The following is a 17241-nucleotide window of genomic DNA, read 5'->3' on the forward strand; positions in this document are numbered from 1 at the left end:
CCGGCGGCCCTGCCGGGGACATCGTTCTTGTCTGTTCCTTAGTCGACGATGACCTCGCAATCTCCGCCCGCATTTCTTCTGACGGCACCCACAAAGCCGTACACGACAAAACAGAGGGACACCCCTTGCTGGATCGCGAGGATTGGCTTGCCCTGAAGCAGCATCAGGGTGCCCATGCTTGCGTTCATCAGCATAAAAAAAAGCCACCCCACGTGCCTCTCCTTTGCCAGAAGGTAGCTCCCCAGCAGGAACCCCACCATCACCCCCATCTCCAGCACCTGGGAAAGCGAGGTGACGCCGTGGTAATCGTACAGGCTGAGCCCCACGCCAAGGATCATGAACCCGTAGGTGCTGACCGTGGCCACCCCGTCAAGGGTTCCGTTGCTCGCTCCGCTGCCCTGATACACACGAAGCAGGCCCAGCACCATGGCAGGGACGCCTCCGGCCTCTATGGACGCGGCAATCCAGTTGTGCTTGAGAATCAGAATCGTCACCCAGGCCGGGACCCCGAGAATGTAGATGGCCCAGCCCCACAGTTTCAGCTGGCGAGCCCCACGTTCGCCAGCCCCTTCGGCAAATGAAAACAGCATTTTATTGACGAGGTAAAACGAGCCTCCCCACAGCTGGAGCAGCATGTCCATGGTTCATTGGTCCCTTCTAAAAATTCAGGCTGTCAGAGTATCAGGGGAAGTGGCGGGAGGTGTTGCGGCACGGCCTGCCTGACACGTTTTCTTTTCCTCTTTTCGGTTGAGCAACAGGAGATTCCCCAAAAGAATCAGGGCGACGCCGCTGAAGGCATACCCGCTCCACCGGTACCCTTCCCAGATGGTGGAGATCACCAGGGCCACCACCGGAAAGACCAGGGTGGCATAAGCCGCCCGATCCGCCCCGATGCGGCCGATAAGGGAGAGATAGCAGCCAAAGGCCACGATGGACCCGAAGACCGCCAGGTAGACCAGGGAGCCCACATAGACCGTGCTCATCTCAAAGGCAAAGGAGCGCCCAAGAAGCGCGGACAGCCCCAGCATGATAAGGGCTCCGTAAAGCATGCCGAAGGCATTGGTCTGCACCACGGGGAGCCCTGCTTTCTGGTTGCGGGCGGACAGGATGTTGCCGATGGAGGCAAGATAAGTAGCCGCAAAACAGAGCAGCAGCCCCTTGGCCCCGCTGTCACCAAAGTGAAACGAGGTGAGCTCCGGCCGGAACACCAGGCCGATGCCCACAAGGCCCAACGCGCCCCCCGCCACCACCCTGGCGTCCACGGGGCTCTTGAGAAACAAAGCCCCGTTCACAACGTTCATCACCATCACCGTGGAAAAAATCACCGCGGCAAGGCCGCTGGCGATGTGAAGCTCCGCCAGGTAAAAAAGCCAGTAATTCAGGGCAAACAGGAAAACACCCTGGGCGGCCATGGCCAGGTGCTCTTTCCACGTAAACCGCATGGGTAAACGCCGCACGGCGCACCACAGGAGAAGCAGCACCGCGGCCAGGGAAAACCGGTAGGTCACCGACACCATGGGGTCAATGCGCCCCAGCTGAAAGGTAATGGCCAGCCAGGTGGAGCCCCAGATCAAAATCGTCATCACGTAAAACATTACATTTCGCATAGCATCCATCACGTTGTTGGTCGTAAAAATCGGAAAAAAAGGCCTCCGGCGGCCCTGCCGGGGGCTAAACTTTTAAAAAGTTTAACAAACAGGTTTTAAAAAACCGATATAACTTCGAGGTTATAAAGCAGCTAACATAAACCATCAGCGTTTATGTCGGGCGCAGCCCGAGCCGAAGGCCATTGCGCTTTGCCCTGAGGAACGAAGGGCAAAGCGCAATGGCTATAAGCTTTCGAGGTGGCTCACCTCGCCGCCGGAGGCACGCTTTTTGAGTCCATTACACCAGCGCATGGGCAGCGTCCCCAACGGCCTTGAGGGCCCAGCGGGTCTCCGGTGTAAAGGCGGCGGCATTCAGGCGCAGGTAGTGCTGGTAGGTGTCGCCGAGGGAAAAAAGGGCGCCCGGGGCCACGGTGATGCCCAGGGGCTCCACTGCGGCATAGAGTTTCAGGGAATCCACGGTCTGGGGCATCTCCACCCAGAGGGTAAACCCGCCCCAGGGCCGGGTGACCCGGGTGCCTTTGGGGAAGGTCTCCCCCACCATCTCGCCCATGGCGGCCACCCGCTGGGCGCAGGTACGCCTGAGGCCCCGCAGGTGGTGTTCGTAGCCCCCGTTGGCCAGAAACTCTGCCACAGCCAGCTGGGGGGGCAGGGCCGTGGCCAGGGAGGAGACCATCTTCAGGCGCTGCATGCGCTCCTGGAACCTGCCCGAAACCATCCACCCCACCCGGTAACCCGGGGCCAGAGTCTTGGAAAAAGAGGAGCAAAGAATTACCATGCCGCTCTTATCGTAGGCCTTGCACACCCCGGGGCGACGGCCCTCAAAGGCGATGTCGCCGTTGATGTCGTCTTCCACCAGGGGCACCTGATACCGTGCCAGAAGAGCCACCAGGGCTTTTTTCTTCTCCTCGGAAAGGGACACCCCTAAGGGGTTGTTGAAGTTGGTCACCTGAAGGCAGGCGCTCACCCGGTTTCGGGAGAGGGCGCGCTCCAATGCGTCCAGATGGATCCCGTCCACGGGGGATGAGGGAATCTCAAGGACCTTGAGACCCAGCTCCCGGAAGAGCTGCAGAAAGTTGAAATAGACCGGGGCACCTGTGACCACGGTGTCCCCGGGTCGGCAGAGGACCTTCATGGCCAGGGAGACCCCTTCCGAGGCCCCGGAGGTGATGAGGATCTCGTCCGGAGACAGGGTCACCCCTGCATTGAGCATATGCCGGGCGATCTGGTGCCTCAGCTTTGGAAGGCCGCTGCCCATGGCGTAGTCGGTGCCGTGGCCCTTGGTGCGCCGCACCTCGGCCGCCATGATCCGTCCCAGTTTTTCAGACGGCAGAATGGCCGGGTCAGGGATGGCTGCCCCGAACTGCACCCGCTTTGGGTCGTTCACATCCCGCATGATGCGGGAGACCATCTCTCCGGCCTCCACGGCTGCGGCATTGAGAATGGGACGCCGCACATCCGGCTCCCGGGGAATCTCGGGAAGCCGTGCGCACACGTAGTAACCGGACTGGGGGCGTGCTTCGATGACCCGCCGGTCCTCCAGCAAGCCGTAGGCGGTCTTCACGGTGTTGATGCTCACCTTCAGCCGCTGGCTCATGGCCCGGATGGAGGGCACCTTCTCACCGGGCAGGAACGTGCCCTCCCTCACCATGAGGGCCAGGCGCCCGGCCACCTCCTCGTAGAGGGGCTGCTCCCCCTTTTTCTCTGCAACGTTCGCTTTCATGACGATACCCTACCCCACTTATCCTGAAGGCCTAAAGATACAGTTGGTTTCATTTTCAATGGGCACAGTTTTTCATATCATTCATTCAAAGGACACAGATAAATACACTCCCCATCTTGACCGTCGACCCGTTCTGATCCATCGTAGGCAGGGGATCGCTAAGACCTCCGGCCCTCGCGTGTGGCGCAGTAGTCCTGAATGGTGACACGCAGCCACGGGTGCAGGCGGGTCTCATCCGCTGGCGAAGGCTTGTTTGAACTGAACAGTGACCAAAAGGAAAAAACATGAAAGAGCACCTTTCCAACACGGCTTTCAGGCTCATGACGGTGGCCTTCCGGGTCAAGGACCTGTTCAGCAGGCGCACGGATATCCTGGCGGAATTCGAGATCATGGAAGGGATGCATGTGGTGGATTACGGGTGCGGTCCGGGCTCTTACCTCAAGGCCGCCTCCCGGCGGGTGGGGAAAACAGGGCTGGTGACGGCCGTGGACCTCCACCCCCTGGCCATCCAGTCTGTCAACGAGAGGGCGTTTCGCATGGGGCTCACCAACGTCATGGGGCTGCTCACCCGGGGGTATGCGACACCCCTGGACGACCACAGCGTCCACATCGTGTATGCCATGGACATGTTCCACATGGTCAAGGACCCCACGGCCATGCTCTCGGACATCCGGCGCATTCTGGTTCCGGAAGGGGTCCTCTACATCGACAGCGGCCACCAGCCCAAAGAGACTGCACGGCAAAAAATCCTCGACTCAGGTCACTTTGCCATCCAGCGATCCACGGACCGTTATTTTCAATGCCGCCCCGAGCCCTGATCTACACCATGTAACCGTTGCCTCCGGCGGCCCTGCCGGGGGCTAAACGTTTAAAAAGTTTAACAAACAGGTTTTAAACAAAAGTCACACAGGGAGTTGTACCATGTCAGACGTCTTGATCACCCGCCTCGACCACGAAGGAGAGGCCGCCGATTTTCTCGCCCTTTTCACCGAATACACCCGCAGCCTGGGAACAGCCGGGACCCCCAGCGATGTCCCGATCCCCGCAAACCTTGTGGAGGCGATCCAAAAACGAAACGACGTGGTGGTCTTCCTCGCCTATGAAGAGAAGCAGCCCGCAGGCTTTGCCGTCACCGTGGAAGGGTTTTCCACCTTTCGTGCCATGCCTTCGCTCAACATCCACGATCTGGGGGTAAGCAGCCGATTCCGCGGCCATGGGGTGGGCAAGACCCTGTTAAACGCCGTCCGCGACGAAGCTGAAAAGAGAGGGTGCTGCAAGCTCACCCTGGAGGTTTACGAGAACAACACCAGGGCCTTTTCCCTTTACCAATCCATGGGGTTTTCCACCCTGTCGGGCAACGACGACACCGAGCAGACCCTGTTTATGGCGAGCCCCCTCTAAGGAGAAAGGTCAGGGGCACATGGACCCGTTTGCCCCAGGAGGTGGCCGAGTGGTCGTGGCCTTTCCAGACACGGTTCATGCAGCTTTCCCCTTCCCGGTACCCTTTTCGGGCCAGGATGTCCCGGACGCGGCTGTGGTAGGGGATGTACTTGGCGTCCAGGGCTTCGGTGCTGATATCGAAGTAAAACCGGTGAGACGCGGGGTCGGGCAGGGTATCTGCCATGTAAGGAAGGGTGGAGCCCTCGTAAAGGGGCCAGTGGGAAGAGAGGCAGCCGGCCCCGTAAAACAGGTCCGGGTGCTCGCACACCGCGTACAGAGAGATGATGCCCCCTAAGCTGGAGCCCATGGCAAACCGCGCTTCGGGGCGGGTGATAAGGGGATAGGCCGACTCCATGTGGGGAATCAGCTCTTCGGTAAGAAATCTCAGGTAACGATCCGAGGTGGGGCATTTGCCCCGCCGCCGGATGGACGCTTTCTCCTTCTCGGAGACATACCGTTCCACGGGCTTTTTGGGAACGTACTCCCGCCAGCGATCCGGTGTGTTCCAGATGTTGGCCAGGATCACCGGGGGAATCACCCCGTCCTCGATGAGCCCCCTTGCCGTATCGCAGAGCCCCCAGCCCATGAGGTTGCTTGCGGGCAGGCAGTTGTACTGCCCGTCCTGCAGGTAGATCACGGGGTACCGGGCCCCTCCCCCCTTGTCATAGCCCGGCGGCAGCCACACGTCCACATGGCGCGGCGCCACAAACCGGGAGTCGAACGTGTCGATTCGCTCCAGCATCCTTCCTCCTGCTCACACCTCAACCCATGGTCGGCACCTCCAAAAAAACGGTGCCTTATCCGGTTACACGATAACATCTCAGGAATAGATGGAGGTAGCAAAGAAGGAAGGACAATTCAAGGCAATCCATGATAATACACTCAATTTCCAGCAAAACTCACAGCGAGCAAGGAAATTGTCAACCACCGGTAGGAAGTGGCCCCAAAGACGGACACCCCGGGGCTTTGCCGCAAAACAAAAGCGCCGCACTGGCGTGCGGCGCTCCACAAAAAAACAGCCATGATGGCCCGCGTTGCTTATCTCACCACAAGGTTGTTCTCCACGCGCTTGACCCCCACGAGGCGGTCGGCCAGACGAACGGCTTCATCGCGCATGGCTGCACTCTTCAGCACGCCTGTGAGGGTCACCACCCCGTTGTTGACGTCCACATCGATGTGCAGGGCATCCACGTCCGGTGAGGCGATGAGTTCGGACTTCACCTTGATGCCCACCACCTTGTCGTCCAGGGCCTGCCCGATGCTGGTGGGCCCCACCTGCAGGAGGTTGTTGACATCCTTGACCCCGGAAACCTTGCGGACCACGGCCTCCACATTGCGCACCACCCCTTCGTTGTCCACGATGCCGGTGAGGGTCACCACCCCTTCGATGGTGTCCACGTCCACGGAGAAGGTGGGCACCTCCCGGCATTCGGCAAGGGCGGTCTTCACCCGGGCAGTGAGGGTGGCGTCGTCCACCTGGTTGCCGAAGGTACGTTTATCCGAAGCGCTTTTGTAGACGCCTGTGGCGCCGGTTCCCACCACAATCGGGGCGCACCCCGCACACAAGAGAAAAAGAGATACCGCAATCCATCGCATCGGCATACAGCCAAACCCTCCAAAACAAGACACTGCCCGCCGACGGAAGGTCCGGAGCGGACCGACCCACAAGCGTATCGACAGGCGATTCAAACATTCCATCCATACCATGGTGCCTGGATCGTCCCCTGTGACGGAGATCACGCCTGTGGGAACAACCACCATGTCAGCCCGACGATAGCCCACTTTTCAAAAAGCGGCAAGGTCAAGGCTACTCATCCCCGAAGGCCCGGTTGTGCTGCTCCATGACCCGGATAAAGGTGGTGCGTTTGGAGAGCTCCTTGAGTTTGGCCGCGCCCACGTAGGTGCAGGTGGATCGAAGGCCCCCCAGGATGTCCAGCAGGGTGTCTTCCACCGGCCCCCGGTACGGGACCGTCACGGATTTGCCCTCGGAGGCGCGGTAGTCGGCCACCCCGCCGCTGTGCTTTTCCATGGCGTCCCGGGAGCTCATGCCGTAGAAGGTCACCACCTTTTCTCCGTTCTCCTCGAGGATCTCCCCGCCGGATTCGTCGTGGCCCGCCAGCATCCCCCCCAGCATGGTAAAATCGGTGCCCGCGCCAAAGGCCTTGGCAATATCCCCGGCGCAGGTGCACCCGCCGTCGGCAACAATGAGCCCCTTGAGGCCGTGGGCGGCGTCCGCGCACTCAATGATGGCCGAAAGCTGGGGGTACCCCACCCCGGTTTTCACACGGGTGGTGCAGACCGACCCCGGGCCGATACCCACCTTAACCACGTCGGCCCCGGAGAGGATCAGCTCTTCCACCATCTCCCCTGTCACCACGTTGCCCGCCACGATCACCTTGTCCGGGAAAAGGTCCCGCACCCTTCGGACCACGTCCACGAAGTTTTCCGTGTACCCGTTGGCCACGTCGATGCAGATGAATTTGAGAAGCGGCAGCACATGAACGATCTGTTTCAAACGCTCCAGATCCGCATCCATGGTCCCGGTGCTCACCATGATGTGGTCGAAGATGGAATCATCCTGGCGCGCCAGAAAGTTTTTGAGGTCCTCCGGCGAGTAATACTTGTGAAGGGTTGTCATGGCCCCGTGCTTTGCCAGGGCCTCGGCCATGGCCAGGGTACCCACCGTGTCCATGTTGGCGGCGATGATGGGCACACCGGACCAGGTGGTCTGGCTGTGCCGGAACAGGTAGGTGCGGTTCATCTCTACCTGGGACCTGCTCTTCAGGGTGGAGCGTTTCGGACGGATCAGCACATCCTTGAACCCGAGTTTCACTTCGTTGTCGATTCGCATGGCACACCTCATCCTTCCGTGTATGGGTTGGGCGATATTGCAAGAGGCCACACGCAGCACGGGCTGGTGCAGCAACGACAAAACCATCTGAAACAACAGTCTGAATCAGTCTATCCAAAAACAGGGGGTCTGCCAACAGAATGCGCCGGGCAAGGCAATGAAAGGCAAATCGGGGCCGTGGGAGGTATGGTAGGGAAAAACGTTCCGGGAAGGTCACCGGAAGAGGTCCAGCATGTTGTCATGCTGAGTCACCTCCCCCGGTCGAAGGCGGGTCTCAGTGGTTCTCAGAGGTGGAGGCAACCTGCTTTAAAAGGGCGTCGGGAATGTCCCAGCCTTCGGGGTTGTCCTGCACCTTCCAGCGCCTGTGGAACCACCACCACTGGTTGGGGGCTTCCCGAATCCACCCTTCGGCGATGCGGTTCAGGCGCTCGGTGTTGTGGCGGATATTCTCATCCATATCCTCATAGGGCGTCTCCAGGTGGAAGGCCGGGGAAATCTTGACATGGTGGTGACCGTCTTTGGCTTTCCGGCTGATAACCCCCGGGATGATGGTGGCGCCGGTCTCAAAGGCAAACCGTGCAGGAGCAGGGGTCGTTGCCGCAAGCTCTCCGAAAAAGTCGCACACGATGGACCGGTGCCTGGCAAGATGCTGGTCGATGACCAGGGTGACGATCTTGTTTTCCGCCAGCAGCTCCTTGATGTAATTCTTGGTCCCCTTGCGGTTGATAATGATAACACCGGTGTTCTTGCGCACGCTCGATATGAACTGCTCTGCGGCCTTGCTCATCTCTTTGACCACCACGGCGATGGGAGCCCCCCGCATGGCCATGGAACAGCCTCCCAAGTCCACGTTGTCCAGGTGCGTGGCCACCAGGATCACCCCTTTGCCGCGGGCAAGGGCGGCGTCCATGTGCTCCCAACCGTCGATCTGGACCAGCTTTTTGTTCTCCTCAAGGCTCATATGGGGAATGCGGAGTATCTCCACGATGTACATGGCAAAGTTGGCAAACAGCTCCCGGATGGCCTTTCGCTGCTCGTCTCTGGTGAGTTCCCTGCCCATGGCTCGGTTGATGTTGTGCAGGGCCTCTTTTCGTCGAATCGGGATAAGATAGTACCAGATCCACCCAAGGCATCGGCCAAAGGCCATGGCCACGGGCAAGGGCAGGCGTGAGATAAATCGACTGAATACATTCAACATGTGGTGTGCCTTCTTCACTATAAATAATAGACTATCGTATGTGCTGCGTGTCCCCTGCGGGCACGGCCCGCAAGGGCAAAAAAAATGTGCCCCGAGCATCAGGGCACATTCCGTGCGAAAATGCGGTGTTAAAAAAAACTGAGGACTTATGGGATGATCCCGTCATGTGCTATTTATTCTTGGCATGGCCCAGAGCATCACGCCAGTTCTTCAAGGATCATGCGCATGTGCTCTTTTTCGGCTGCGGCCACCGAGTAAAAAATCTCGGCACCCTCCCCTTCCATGGTGTCGGCAAGGTTGCGGTACATCTCATAGGCAGCCACCTCCACCTCCAGGGCCACCTCGAAGAGGGCCCGCCATCCCAGGGTGCCGTCCTTCATGCGCTCAAAGAGCTGGCTCAGGTTCTCCCCGCCTTCCACAACGGAACCGGGCAGGGTGTTCACCAGGGTCACACAGTCAGGGGCATGGGGGTCCAAGCGCTTTAAGTAGGCGTGGATGAGGTTGATGTGGGAAATCTCCACGGCGGCAAGTTTCCTCACCACCCCCACGGGCCCTTTGCCTTCCATGAGTTTTTCCAGGCGCTGATAAAACCGCCAGGCGCCTTTTTCCAGGTCCATGGCCGCCATGAGCATCCGCGGGAGGTCTTCGTGCTGACGGATCACCCGGATCTTGGGCAGGCCGTAGGCCAGGCGCCCCAGGTAGGCATCCAGGCCCCCGGCGAGGTTGAAAACCTCACCCTCCGGCGCAACGTTCGTCTCGTAGATCAGCGCCACGGCAAGGGATTTGGCCCCGCGCTCACAGACAAAGACCGTGGTGCGCTTCGGATCCAGCTCCCCTGCCCGTTTGTTGATGGCAAGGGCCGGGATACATACGGATCCGGGTATGTGTTCCTGCTCAAAATCCTCCTCGCGACGCACGTCCACGAGGGTTACCTCCCCTTCCGGGTGCCGGTCCAGAAAGGCGTCCAGCTCCTCTGGCCATAACTGCTTCATCGTCTTTTCCTCGGTATGCAGATCGCCTCACCTGAAAACTGAGGCATAAAAAAACAATAGATTTACATCGTATCACTTGTTTTTTCAATGCACCCGCTAAAAAAACAATATTTCCTCATGTGCACCCTGCTCACAGACAAACCGGATGCGGCCCCGGAAGGACTTGCCGAGGGGCCGCTTTTTACTCAGATAAACTGGGTCATGAGCTGGGTGATCACCTCGTCCACGTTGTCGGGGGTGATGGCGTACTGCCTGCAGGTGGCCTCCACCTGTTTCATATGGGCCGAGCCCTTCATGCCCCCGATACCGTGGAACAGGCCAAGGCGCCGCCCCACCTGATAGTGCATCTTCTCCACGGGATCCATGGCAAGAAACGCGCGGATCTTATCGCACATCGCCTCCCTGTCAACAGGAAAGCTCCCCTCCACGTCCTGAAAGAGGTTCAGGATATGGTCGCTTGTGAGGGTGCTGGTGATATCCCCCAGGGACTCCAGAAAAAGAAGGATCTCTTCTGCGGCCTCCACATCGGTGATCTTCTCAAACCGCCCTTCCTTCCAGTCGGTATAGAGCTCGGTATGCCCGGGGATGGCCAGGGTGCGGAGCCGGATGAAGTCCGGGTTGATCTGGGTCAGGGCGTCGGCGGTCTCCAGGGCGTGATCGCGGGACAGCTCCTTTCCCCCCAGGCCGGGCATCACGTACTCGGAGAGTTCCATGCCCGCCTTCTTCACCTTCAGGCCGCCCTGGATGTGCATGGCTTTGGTGGAACCCTTTTTCACCCGTTTGAGTACGGCGTCGGAGCCGGATTCCATGCCGATGTGAATCCGGTTCAACCCGGCTTCGGCCATACGGGCCAGGTGCTCATCGCTGATCCGGGCCACGGTGTGGGACCTGGCATAGGAGGTGATCCGATAGTTCCAGGGAAAGACGGAACGCATGTACTCCAAAACGCGGATCAGTTCCTCGGGCTTCACGATAAGGCTGTTGGCGTCCTGGAGGAACACCGAGGTCATCCGTCCCCGGGCCCAGTTGGCCGCCGCCTGGAAGGCATGGATCTCCCCACCTTTCACCGTGGCCTGAACCGCCTCAAGGTCGGCACGCGTCACCCGGCCCTTTGTCTCGATCACCCCATGGAGGGGGATCGCATACCGGGCCACCGCGTCGATGTCCCGCATCACGTCCTCCACAGGCCTCAGGGAAAACGTCTCCCCCTTGTAGACCGGGCAGAAGGTACATCGGTTCCACGGGCAGTTACGCGACACGCGAATCAACAGGCTCGCCGCTTCGCTGGGAGGCCGGATGGGCCCCTGCTCAAATCCTTCATACTCACGGACTGTCTTCATGGTATCCTCGCTTTTCAATCCATCCCGGAAATTTCATGAGAAAACGGCGTCACCAGAACATCTACTCGATTTTCTCAGCTTTACGGGAGAGCCGCATGCACCATCTGCAGTTCTGATGCCTTGGATATGGGTGCACTCGACGTGTGAAATGGTTGCCAGAGTCGTTGTCAATATCTCAAAAGTAGACATCCCTGGCGGGAATGCAATGCGCAGGGCCTATAATTTACAACGATACCTCCAAAAGATGAGCCGGCTTCCCATTCCGTACAAGGCTCGTTTTGACAAACACCCGGGCCTGACATATGATCGCCCTGGTAGGTCATTGCCTTGGGAATACCGGCAATGCCATGGTTTGAATCAAACAATCGGGTACCCATGACGGAAACACACGCTAACCTTCGCAGGTTAAAGCTCATCTGGCCCCTTCTCCTTCTGGTCTTCATCCTTGTGGTGGGTACCGGCGGGACGGCAATTCATCTCTCCCGGTTTTATCGCACCCCGCAAGGTGACCCGGCCACAACGCTCATCTACACCATCAATCGCGGTCAGAGTTTCAACACCACCGCCCGCCAGCTGGTGGAAGCCGGACTCTGCTCTTCCGAGACAAAACTGCGGTTCATGGCCACCGTCTACGGCCTCGACAAGAAAATCAAGGCCGGAGAATACCGCCTGTCCGGTGCCATGACACCCGAGGAGATCCTCACCGTTCTCACCCGCGGAAAGGTCCACCTGCGCAAGCTCACCATCCCGGAAGGTTACACAGTCAAGCAGATTGCCGATGTGGTGGAACAAAGCGGCCTTGGCGAGGCAGCCCTGATCATGGACCTCTGCTTTTCCGAGCCCTTTACCCGGCGCATGGAGCTGCCCGAAGAAGCCCCGTCCCTTGAAGGCTACCTCTTCCCGGAAACCTATCTTTTTGAGAAGGGCACCTCCGAAGAGGCCATTCTCGCCGCCATGGTCGGACGCTTCAAGGCGGTCTTCACCGAAGAGCTGCAGCAGGAGGGCAAGGCCCTCGGGCTTTCTCCCAATCAGGTGGTGACCCTAGCCTCCATCATTGAAAAAGAGACCGGCGCCCCATCGGAGCGCCCCATCATCTCATCGGTCTTCCACAACCGGCTCAAAAAACGGATGCGCCTGGAGACCGATCCCACGGTCATCTACGGCATCAAAGACTTTAACGGCAACATCACCCGAAAAGATCTCCGGCGCAGGACCCCGTACAACACCTACGTCATCAAGGGGCTGCCCCCCGGACCCATCGCCAGCCCGGGCCTTGCAGCCCTTACGGCAGCCGTCCGGCCCGAGGACACCGGGTACCTCTACTTTGTCTCCAAAAAAGACGGGTCCCATCACTTTTCCCGAACCTTCAAGGAGCACTCCCGAGCTGTACGCAAGTACCAGCTAAACAGATAGTGACACACCCCAGGACACGCACATGGCACAGATTTCCGATATGACACTGGACGAACAGGTGGGCCAGCGGCTCATCGTGGGCTTTGACGGCACCGACCTCACCGATGACCTGAAGTACCTCATCGACACCCTCAAGGTGGGAGGGGTGATCCTCTTTTCCCCCAACATCGACTCCCCGGCCCAGGTGGCCGACCTGTGCCATGCCATGCAGGCGTACGCGGCCCACTGCGGCCTGCCGCCCCTGTTCATCTCCGTGGACCAGGAAGGGGGCCAGGTGGCCCGCATGAAAGCGCCCCTCACCCTCTTCCCCGAAGGTGCCCCGGCCCTGGGCACTCCTGAGGCGGCCCGGCACTTCGGGCGCACCACGGGAAAAGAACTCTTTGAGGTGGGCTACAACATGGACATGGCCCCGGTGCTGGACGTCCAGCCCGAGGGGTTTTCCGGCATCATGGCAAAAAGGGTGTTCCCGGGTTCGCCACAGGAGGTGGGTGCCTTAGGGGTTAAGGTCATGGAGGCCCTGGAGACCGAAGGGGTCCTGGCCGTGGTCAAGCACTTCCCGGGCATCGGCCGCACCACCCTGGACTCCCACCTCACCCTGCCGCTGCTGGACACGCCCCTTGAGGAGTTGTCCAGAACCGACCTGGTACCCTTTGAGATTGCCTTTGCAGCCGGGGCCTCGGCCGTGATGCTCTCCCACATCAAGTACACGGACATCGACGACCAGTGGCCCGCCAGCCTCTCCCCCGAAGTGGTCAAAGGGGTGTTACGGGGCCGCATGGGCTTCAACGGCGTCACCATGACCGACGACCTCGACATGAAGGCCGTCACCTGCGACATGGAGACCGCCGCCCGGCAAATCTTCACCGCAGACGTGGACATCGCCCTGATCTGCCACCGAAGCGACCGCTACGAGACCCTGGCCAAAACCCTGAAAACCATGGCAACCCGCTTCCCCGGTGCCCACGCCCTGGCCGTGGGGCGCATCCTGGCCTTAAAAGAGATCATGACCCGAAAGGCCCCCACCTGATGGCAGGCCTGGCCTATCGCCTGACCCGGGGGTACCTGACCTGGATCTCTCCGGCCACTCCCCGGGCCGTGAGGCTGAGAAACGCCCTGTGCTTTCTGATCCTCATTGCCTGGGCTCCCTTCGGCATTGCCGTTCTCTTTCTCTTTGACGCGCCCGGCTCCGAATCAGACCCCATCGCCTGGATCATGGCTGGCTTTGTCTGGCTCTACCCCCTGCTTTTCCTCATCTCCCTGCCCCTCACCTGGCTGGCCCTGCGCGCCAAAGACGTCCGCAGAGCCGCCAAACGCGCCACCCTGCCCCTGTGGTACGCCAAGGCCATGGTCATGACCGGGGTGGGGTTCTATCTCGCCTTAAACAAATAGCGCCATCCAGCGCATCTTGCCCTCAAGAGGCCTCCGGCGGCCTTGCCGGGGCCAAACTTTTAAAACGTTTGGCAAACAGTTCTTAAGCAAGCCTTTCCAGGCTCCGCCGAAATAATTTCCACTTTTTCACATTAGAAACGTTTTTTGCGGAGCTTTTTTTCAAAAAAGCGACCCGCCGGAGGCATGTTTTTGCTTTGATGTTTCCCTGCCCCTCACCCGAACGTGGATGAGACAGACGAAGGCCCCAAATCACTTCACGGAAAATTTTTTCCCAGCAGCATGGACTCCATCTTGAATTTCCACCAGCGGTTCACTCCCCAGTCTCCGTACTGCGCGTCCAGAAACGGGGGAATATCCGTCACACCGTGGACGGCTTTCATGTACCCCCTCACCACGGAATCCACCGGGATCTCGCCGTAAAAGCCCAAAAGGGTCATGAGATGAATCCGGGCGTACTCCCCGAATCCTTTGAACTTAGAGATCTGTGCCCTGGCTTCGCCGTGGCTTAGCCTCCCACCCGACAAAAGGGTTTCGAGCCCTGGGTTTGCCACAAAACAGTGGGCCAATGCCTTGAGATAGACACTCCGGTAGCCCACGGGGGCAAGGGTTTTAAGCTCCTCGGCGCTGAAACGGTTCACCTCGGCAGGGGCGGGAAAGGGGCACCTGCCTGATGGGGCGGGCTCGGTAAAGGCCGTGCTGCACAGGGCCTCGGCCATCTTTCGAGTCAGGGCCCAGGAGCAGTTGGTGGTCAAAAGGGTTTTGGCGGCGTTTTCCCAGGCCGTGGGCGCGGTGAGCAGCCGCCCGGCGCCCTGGGCCACCAGGGTTGCGTGGGCCTCCGAGGTCTTATGGGCCAGGCGTTTGATGGTGGCGGTCTCCCTGTCCAGGGCCAGCATGGTGGTCAGGGCCGTTTTCAAAACGGACCTCTCTTCTTCGGCCAGGGGGCTGTCCCCGGTCACCTCAACGGCAAGGGTGTCACCGGCCTGGGAGACCAGCAGGTCCACGGACCGTGCCCCGGTGTGGAGCACATACCGAAGCATCCCGGCGTCCTCCTCCCAGTGGAAGGGGCGAAGCTGGCGCCAGCCGTGGGTGAAGCAGAGGGTTTCAAGGGAATAGTCGTCGGGGCAGGTCAGGGAAAGGGTCGTTGTTGTCATGGGACTCCGGGCAATGGGTTAAGGGGCAGGGCCCCGGTTACGTGAAAGGCGGCTGCATCAAAGCAGACAATGCCCCCCGGGGCAAGCCCCTGAAATGCGTTGGCCCTGTTCCGCCGATTGATTTGCCCGGTAAACTGTGCTGTATATAGAAACGAAAAGGGAACATCGAAAAAGAAGGCCGCACTGAAGTCGCCCAAGCTGGTCACAAAACGCCAACCGGGCCACCGTGAAGACTGCCGGAGCCCTCGTCAAAGGGGATTTTCATTATGGGTCAGAAACATTCTCTTCACACCTTTGTCCACCGTACCCTGATTATCCGCCTTGTGGCCTTGGGGATCGGGCTCTCCCTGGTCATGGGCGCCGGGGTCCTTCTCATGGAGCGCGACCGGGTCAGCCGTGAAGCCATTGCCGTGGCCGTGGATCGCCTTGCCCTGTTCTCCGGAAGAAACGAAGCCCTCCTGGCCGATCCGGACCAGCTGGATGCCGATGCTCTGCACCAGGCCGTCCTCGACTTCAGCGCCACCCGCACCCCCATCCAGTCCGGGGCCTTTGCCTTCATCGGCATTTACGACCTGAAAGGCGCCAAGGTTATCGATTTCTACAATGAAACCCACGACCACTTAAGCGCCGTCAAAGAAGCCCAGCAAGCCTCCCCCCTGTTGATACCCGACAGGGGCGCCCCCCGTTACGAGATTGTCCGCATTGCCGGTCGCCCCTATCTCAAAAGCGCCCTTCCCCTGTCCAACAGCAGCGGCCAGAACGTGGGAATCATCAACGGATTTTTCGCCTTCTCCCCGGAGACCATCAAGGCCTTCCGCATGCGCGGGCTCAGGGCCATGATCGGGGCCATGCTCATTGTCCTTATTACCACGGCCGTGATCTACCCGGTGGTCTTGAAGCTTACGAAGCGCATCACCCGGTTTTCCGTCCGCCTCCTGGAGGCCAACCTGGACACCCTGGAGACCCTGGGCAGCGCCATTGCCCAGCGGGACAGCGACACCAACGCCCACAACTACCGGGTAACCATCTACGCAGCCCGCCTGGGCGAGGAGCTGAACCTTCCCGCCCAGACCATGCGCACCCTCATCAAGGGGGCCTTTCTCCATGATGTGGGCAAAATCGGTGTTCCCGATGAGGTACTTCTCAAGCCCGGTCGCCTGGACGACGATGAATATGAGATCATGAAGACACACGTGGACCACGGATGCGACATCATTGAGCGCTCCACGTGGCTCAACGACGCGTTGGAGGTGATCCGGTCCCACCACGAAAAGATGACGGGCAAGGGCTACCCCATGGGCCTTGAAGGAGACGGGATCCCCATCACGGCACGGGTATTTGCCATTGCCGACGTGTTCGACGCCCTCACCTCCAGGCGCCCCTACAAAACGGCCTGGTCCTTTGACGAGGCCATGGAAATCCTGGAGGAGGGCCGGGGCACCCACTTTGACCCGCAGCTTCTGGACACCTTCGGCCGCATCGCAAAGCCCCTTTACGATCAATACGGGGGCAAGGAGAAGATCTTTCGAGAGGAGCTCGACGAGATCCTCAAAACCTATTTTCATGAAGGCATGGACAGCCTGGACTACTGACACACACTGGAGACTCACATGAATTGCCCGAAGTGCACCACCACGGAACTGAAACAGACCGGCTACAACTCACCCTACTTCTGCAAGGCCTGCGGCGGCATGTGGCTTCTGCCGGGGAGCCGTGCCGAAGTGGCCGACATGACCGTCACAGAGGCAGACGGGGAATCGGCCCCGGAGGGACAGGACAGCAAGACCGGCCTGTGCCCCTCCGGCCACGGCATCATGATCCGGGCCAAAATCGAGCTCGACGAGCCCTTTTTCCTGGAAAAATGCACGGCCTGCGGCGGGATCTGGTTTGACAAGGGAGAGTGGCAGCGCATTGCCGAGACCAACCTGGCCGACAACTTAAGCGTTCTCTGGTCCTCGTCCTGGCAGCGGAAACAGAGCCGGGAGAAAAACCGGGAGAGCTTCCTTGCCATGAACCAGAACCTTTTGGGAGAGTCCGTCTTTGACGCCATCATGGAACTGGCAGAGCGCCTGAAAGATCACCCCGACCAGGATCGCGCCCTGGCCCTGCTCCGGCAGGAACTCACCCACCCGTAAAACAC

The 17241-nt window shown here is 59.7% G+C and carries 17 protein-coding genes; 7 read left to right on the forward strand and 10 right to left on the reverse strand.

Annotated features, from left to right (window positions below; genetic code table 11):
* Positions 1-38 precede the first annotated feature (38 nt).
* The 3 genes from ACOYW0_RS02545 to ACOYW0_RS02555 all read right to left on the reverse strand — a co-directional run bounded on the left by ACOYW0_RS02545 (position 39) and on the right by ACOYW0_RS02555 (position 3327).
* A complete protein-coding gene (locus ACOYW0_RS02545) occupies positions 39-641 on the reverse strand; it encodes a hypothetical protein (RefSeq protein ID WP_482417018.1) in 603 nt (200 codons plus the stop codon).
* A gap of 24 nt (positions 642-665) precedes the next feature.
* Complete coding sequence (locus ACOYW0_RS02550; protein WP_482417019.1) at positions 666-1583, reverse strand: DMT family transporter; 918 nt, start codon at positions 1581-1583, stop codon at positions 666-668.
* Between the two features lie 301 nt (positions 1584-1884).
* On the reverse strand, positions 1885-3327 hold the full coding sequence (locus tag ACOYW0_RS02555; RefSeq protein ID WP_482417020.1) for an aminotransferase-like domain-containing protein: 1443 nt from the start codon (positions 3325-3327) through the stop codon (positions 1885-1887).
* Between the two features lie 284 nt (positions 3328-3611).
* On the opposite strand from ACOYW0_RS02555, the gene ACOYW0_RS02560 reads away from it, so the two are divergent.
* Together ACOYW0_RS02560 and ACOYW0_RS02565 are read left to right on the forward strand one after the other, a co-directional pair.
* Entirely contained in the window at positions 3612-4145 is a 534-nt protein-coding gene (locus tag ACOYW0_RS02560; protein WP_482417021.1) for a class I SAM-dependent methyltransferase, read from the forward strand.
* Positions 4146-4248: 103 nt separating this feature from the next.
* Positions 4249-4728: a GNAT family N-acetyltransferase gene (locus ACOYW0_RS02565; RefSeq protein ID WP_482417022.1), complete on the forward strand. Its 480-nt coding sequence runs from the start codon at positions 4249-4251 to the stop codon at positions 4726-4728.
* Here ACOYW0_RS02565 and ACOYW0_RS02570 read toward each other — a convergent pair.
* The 6 genes from ACOYW0_RS02570 to ACOYW0_RS02595 all read right to left on the reverse strand — a co-directional run bounded on the left by ACOYW0_RS02570 (position 4709) and on the right by ACOYW0_RS02595 (position 11148).
* Entirely contained in the window at positions 4709-5509 is an 801-nt protein-coding gene (locus ACOYW0_RS02570; protein WP_482417023.1) for an alpha/beta hydrolase, read from the reverse strand. The two genes, ACOYW0_RS02565 and ACOYW0_RS02570, sit on opposite strands and share 20 nt — an antisense overlap.
* A 296-nt stretch (positions 5510-5805) precedes the next feature.
* Positions 5806-6369, reverse strand: coding sequence for a BON domain-containing protein (locus ACOYW0_RS02575; protein ID WP_482417024.1), 564 nt, complete (start codon positions 6367-6369; stop codon positions 5806-5808).
* A gap of 205 nt (positions 6370-6574) precedes the next feature.
* A complete protein-coding gene (locus ACOYW0_RS02580; protein WP_482417025.1) occupies positions 6575-7618 on the reverse strand; it encodes a GMP reductase in 1044 nt (347 codons plus the stop codon).
* 274 nt (positions 7619-7892) lie between these two features.
* The gene (locus tag ACOYW0_RS02585; protein ID WP_482417026.1) at positions 7893-8816 is read right to left on the reverse strand and encodes a lysophospholipid acyltransferase family protein; all 924 of its coding nucleotides are present in this window, start codon (positions 8814-8816) and stop codon (positions 7893-7895) included.
* Between the two features lie 197 nt (positions 8817-9013).
* On the reverse strand, positions 9014-9808 hold the full coding sequence (locus ACOYW0_RS02590) for a rhodanese-like domain-containing protein (protein ID WP_482417027.1): 795 nt from the start codon (positions 9806-9808) through the stop codon (positions 9014-9016).
* Between the two features lie 185 nt (positions 9809-9993).
* Positions 9994-11148, reverse strand: a complete 1155-nt coding sequence (locus tag ACOYW0_RS02595; protein ID WP_482417028.1) for a radical SAM protein — start codon at positions 11146-11148, stop codon at positions 9994-9996.
* A gap of 375 nt (positions 11149-11523) precedes the next feature.
* Here ACOYW0_RS02595 and mltG point away from each other — a divergent pair, with 375 nt between their 5' ends.
* From mltG to ACOYW0_RS02610, 3 genes are read left to right on the forward strand one after another with little or no spacing between them, the layout of a single operon-like run.
* A complete protein-coding gene (gene mltG, locus ACOYW0_RS02600) occupies positions 11524-12561 on the forward strand; it encodes an endolytic transglycosylase MltG (RefSeq protein WP_482417029.1) in 1038 nt (345 codons plus the stop codon).
* Positions 12562-12583: 22 nt separating this feature from the next.
* Complete coding sequence (locus ACOYW0_RS02605) at positions 12584-13588, forward strand: glycoside hydrolase family 3 N-terminal domain-containing protein (RefSeq protein ID WP_482417030.1); 1005 nt, start codon at positions 12584-12586, stop codon at positions 13586-13588.
* A complete protein-coding gene (locus ACOYW0_RS02610; protein ID WP_482417031.1) occupies positions 13588-13950 on the forward strand; it encodes a hypothetical protein in 363 nt (120 codons plus the stop codon). Before ACOYW0_RS02605 ends, ACOYW0_RS02610 begins: the two co-directional genes overlap by 1 nt.
* A gap of 254 nt (positions 13951-14204) precedes the next feature.
* Here ACOYW0_RS02610 and ACOYW0_RS02615 read toward each other — a convergent pair whose 3' ends face one another.
* Positions 14205-15101 carry a DNA glycosylase family protein gene (locus tag ACOYW0_RS02615; RefSeq protein WP_482417032.1) on the reverse strand — a complete coding sequence of 299 codons (897 nt, stop codon included), beginning with the start codon at positions 15099-15101 and terminating at the stop codon, positions 14205-14207.
* Positions 15102-15367: 266 nt separating this feature from the next.
* On the opposite strand from ACOYW0_RS02615, the gene ACOYW0_RS02620 reads away from it, so the two are divergent.
* Both ACOYW0_RS02620 and ACOYW0_RS02625 read left to right on the forward strand, forming a co-directional pair.
* Positions 15368-16693: an HD-GYP domain-containing protein gene (locus ACOYW0_RS02620; RefSeq protein ID WP_482417033.1), complete on the forward strand. Its 1326-nt coding sequence runs from the start codon at positions 15368-15370 to the stop codon at positions 16691-16693.
* Between the two features lie 18 nt (positions 16694-16711).
* A complete protein-coding gene (locus ACOYW0_RS02625; protein WP_482417034.1) occupies positions 16712-17236 on the forward strand; it encodes a TFIIB-type zinc ribbon-containing protein in 525 nt (174 codons plus the stop codon).
* Positions 17237-17241 lie beyond the last annotated feature (5 nt).

The sequence above is a fragment of the Desulfoluna sp. HI9BLuna genome (genome assembly GCF_056829775.1).

What these genes read in the sequence shown, in the direction of transcription:
- ACOYW0_RS02555 (WP_482417020.1), bottom strand. Translation starts at nt 3,327, where the DNA reads ATGAAAGCGAACGTTGCAGAGAAAAAGGGGGAGCAGCCCCTCTACGAG.
- ACOYW0_RS02620 (WP_482417033.1), top strand. Translation starts at nt 15,368, where the DNA reads ATGGGTCAGAAACATTCTCTTCACACCTTTGTCCACCGTACCCTGATT.
- ACOYW0_RS02605 (WP_482417030.1), top strand. Translation starts at nt 12,584, where the DNA reads ATGGCACAGATTTCCGATATGACACTGGACGAACAGGTGGGCCAGCGG.
- ACOYW0_RS02580 (WP_482417025.1), bottom strand. Translation starts at nt 7,618, where the DNA reads ATGCGAATCGACAACGAAGTGAAACTCGGGTTCAAGGATGTGCTGATC.
- ACOYW0_RS02575 (WP_482417024.1), bottom strand. Translation starts at nt 6,369, where the DNA reads ATGCCGATGCGATGGATTGCGGTATCTCTTTTTCTCTTGTGTGCGGGG.
- ACOYW0_RS02595 (WP_482417028.1), bottom strand. Translation starts at nt 11,148, where the DNA reads ATGAAGACAGTCCGTGAGTATGAAGGATTTGAGCAGGGGCCCATCCGG.
- ACOYW0_RS02550 (WP_482417019.1), bottom strand. Translation starts at nt 1,583, where the DNA reads ATGACGATTTTGATCTGGGGCTCCACCTGGCTGGCCATTACCTTTCAG.
- ACOYW0_RS02560 (WP_482417021.1), top strand. Translation starts at nt 3,612, where the DNA reads ATGAAAGAGCACCTTTCCAACACGGCTTTCAGGCTCATGACGGTGGCC.
- ACOYW0_RS02565 (WP_482417022.1), top strand. Translation starts at nt 4,249, where the DNA reads ATGTCAGACGTCTTGATCACCCGCCTCGACCACGAAGGAGAGGCCGCC.
- ACOYW0_RS02570 (WP_482417023.1), bottom strand. Translation starts at nt 5,509, where the DNA reads ATGCTGGAGCGAATCGACACGTTCGACTCCCGGTTTGTGGCGCCGCGC.
- ACOYW0_RS02590 (WP_482417027.1), bottom strand. Translation starts at nt 9,808, where the DNA reads ATGAAGCAGTTATGGCCAGAGGAGCTGGACGCCTTTCTGGACCGGCAC.
- ACOYW0_RS02615 (WP_482417032.1), bottom strand. Translation starts at nt 15,101, where the DNA reads ATGACAACAACGACCCTTTCCCTGACCTGCCCCGACGACTATTCCCTT.
- ACOYW0_RS02610 (WP_482417031.1), top strand. Translation starts at nt 13,588, where the DNA reads ATGGCAGGCCTGGCCTATCGCCTGACCCGGGGGTACCTGACCTGGATC.
- ACOYW0_RS02625 (WP_482417034.1), top strand. Translation starts at nt 16,712, where the DNA reads ATGAATTGCCCGAAGTGCACCACCACGGAACTGAAACAGACCGGCTAC.
- ACOYW0_RS02545 (WP_482417018.1), bottom strand. Translation starts at nt 641, where the DNA reads ATGGACATGCTGCTCCAGCTGTGGGGAGGCTCGTTTTACCTCGTCAAT.
- mltG (WP_482417029.1), top strand. Translation starts at nt 11,524, where the DNA reads ATGACGGAAACACACGCTAACCTTCGCAGGTTAAAGCTCATCTGGCCC.
- ACOYW0_RS02585 (WP_482417026.1), bottom strand. Translation starts at nt 8,816, where the DNA reads ATGTTGAATGTATTCAGTCGATTTATCTCACGCCTGCCCTTGCCCGTG.